3 protein-coding genes are annotated in these 2,481 nt (G+C 48.2%); 2 read left to right on the top strand and 1 reads right to left on the bottom strand.

Annotated features, from left to right (window positions below):
* On the bottom strand, nucleotides 1-956 hold a 956-nt coding region (gene murG, locus F6K49_RS41175), incomplete at its 3' end, for an undecaprenyldiphospho-muramoylpentapeptide beta-N-acetylglucosaminyltransferase (RefSeq protein ID WP_293106832.1).
* 336 nt (nucleotides 957-1,292) lie between these two features.
* On the opposite strand from murG, the gene F6K49_RS41180 reads away from it, so the two are divergent.
* Nucleotides 1,293-2,120 (top strand): nuclear transport factor 2 family protein, encoded by an 828-nt coding sequence (locus F6K49_RS41180; RefSeq protein ID WP_293106835.1) that lies wholly within the window; start codon nucleotides 1,293-1,295, stop codon nucleotides 2,118-2,120.
* A 63-nt stretch (nucleotides 2,121-2,183) separates the two neighbouring features.
* Complete coding sequence (locus tag F6K49_RS41185) at nucleotides 2,184-2,321, top strand: hypothetical protein (RefSeq protein ID WP_293047793.1); 138 nt, start codon at nucleotides 2,184-2,186, stop codon at nucleotides 2,319-2,321.
* The last annotated feature ends 160 nt before the right edge of the window (nucleotides 2,322-2,481 follow it).

Here is a 2,481-nt window from a genome sequence, read left to right on the forward strand (position 1 = left end):
AGTAAAGCCAGCACCTCCTGTTCTAAAATTTCCTGAGTCAACTGCTCTTGACGAAATACGAAAGCAGCACCAGAATCCTTAAAGCTAGCTGCATTGAAAGCTTGATGGTCTTCCGCTGCATAAGGGTAGGGAATCAGAATGGCTGGTGTTTCAGTTATCGCTAGCTCCGTTAAGGTTCCGGCACCAGCACGGCTAATGGCTAAGTTTGCCCGTTGCAGTAATGGTGCCATCTGGTCATAAAAGGGCATAGACAGGTACTGAGGATGGCTAAGAGTGTTAGCCTCTGGGTCTTTTTCTCCAGTTAAATGAACAATCCAAGCACCAGCTTCAAACCAGAGGGGAGCACATTGGCGCACTAGTTTATTCACTGCCACTGCTCCTTGGGAACCCCCAACCACCACAATCAAGGGTACCTCTGGTGGAATCGGGAGTTCCAGGGCCTGAGTCAGTTGAAAACTATCGCGCACTGGTGTACCAACGGTTACAGTTTTAATCCGGGGTAAGTACTTGGAAGCGGCTTCAAACCCTAGGGCTACGGTATTGCAAAAGGGACTTAGCCAGCGGGTTACTTTTCCGGGAATAGCGTTAGATTCATGTATAATGGTAGGTAGACCCTGCCACCGTGCTGCCATAATTGCAGGTCCAGCGATGTAACCCCCAGTGGTGAAGACACCATCAAATTTACCCTCTCTCAGCAGTTGCCGCACTTGCCAAATTGAACTGACCAGGCGGGTAACAATGCTTAGAGTACCGAGACCGAAGCGTTGTTGAAAGCCTTCTACGGCAATGGTGTGCAGGGGGTAGTCTGGTGGTAGCAACTCATTTTCAATGCGGTCAGGAACACCAAGCCACTCAATAGTGTAATTGGGTAAGTGTTGGGCTACTGCGAGGGCGGGAAATATGTGTCCCCCCGTACCACTAGCGGCAATCAGCAATCGAATGGGTGACTTAGACACGGCTATTGGTCTCCTTTATCAATTGGGTGAGGGACTTTTGTGTTGGGTTAATGGGAGTCTGGATCCCCCCTAACCCACCTTATTAAGGGGGGAATGGAGTAGGGAGTAGGGAGTAGGGAAACAATCCTGGATGGGATTGGACTAGACATAGGCTAGCAAACCAGATTTGGTATCATTGGTGAAACGTTGATGGTTGATTGGTTAGTGGGCTGACTCCAAAGGATTACCTTTCTCCAATCACCAATTATCAATTACTAATTACTAGTTACTAGTTACCAGAATTACCAGTTACCAGTTACCAGTTACCAGTTACCAGTTACCAGTTAACGATTACCAATGACCAATCCAGCAACCTTACTGCAACGACTATCCCAGTCTTTTACTACTAAAGTCAAGTCTATGTCTTGGGACTGGTCAGTATTTGTACTATTAACGGCAGGGTTGACCCTCGGCTCTCCTCTGAAAGCCCAAGCAGATAGTCCGGAAACCGCACCGCCTCAGCTTAAAGATACCCTCAGCCAAATTGATCGCTTCGCTAATGGCAAGGATGTTGAAGGGTTGCTGGGATTCTATAGCGCTAATTTTACTAACTCCGATGGCTTAAGTCGGCAGTTGATGGCAGAAGCGTTGACTCAATTGTGGCAGCGCTACCCTTTGTTGAATTACCGCACGGAACTGACGGATTGGCAGCAAGAGGGCAACGCAATTGTGGCAGAAACTGTGACTTATATTACTAGTAACGAACAGGATGCTAGTAAGACGAAATTTGAATCGACTTTGCGATCGCGTCAGCGCTTTGAAAACCAAAAAATTGTCTATTCAACCATTTTGGCAGAGCGTTCCCAAATCACATCAGGAGCCAATCCTCCCAAGCTAACGGTGAAGTTACCAGAACAAGTGCGTATTGGTCAGCGATTTAATTTTGATGCCATTGTCACCGAACCCCTCGGAGATGATTTGCTGCTGGGAGTAGCTATAGAAGAATCGGTCAGCTCAAAGCGCTATACTAATCCCACGGAGATTGACCTGGAATCTTTGGCTGCCGGGGGAATTTTTAAGGTTGGCCGAGCCCCACTGTTACCAGAAGACCGCTGGATTTCAGCTATATTAATTCGGGGGGATGGGATGATTATGATTACTCGACGGTTACATGTGGTTGAGTGATTAGGTTTGAAGGGAGTAGGGAGTAGGGAGTAGGGAGTAGGGAGTAGGGAAAGAGAGGGAAGTGTGGGAAGTGTGGGAGGTGTGGGGAGATGGGGAGATGGGGAGATGGGGAGATGGGGAGATGGGGAGATGGGGAGATGGGTAAAATTAGCCCTATCTATGTTTTACGAGAATGAAACAGCCCTGCTTCCCATGAGCTAGTGCATCAACAGAGAATCAAATCTTATTACTATTCCCGATTCCCGATTCCCGATTCCCGATTCCCGATTCCCGATTCCCGATTCCCGATTCCCGATTCCCGATTCCCGATTCCCGATTCCCGATTCCCAATTCCCTGTTCCCGACTCTCTATTCCCAATTC

This window comes from Moorena sp. SIO3I6, from assembly GCF_010672095.1.

Bases quoted from the DNA above. Each gene is read 5' to 3' on its own strand.
- F6K49_RS41180 (WP_293106835.1), top strand. From the start codon at position 1,293: ATGACCAATCCAGCAACCTTACTGCAACGACTATCCCAGTCTTTTACT.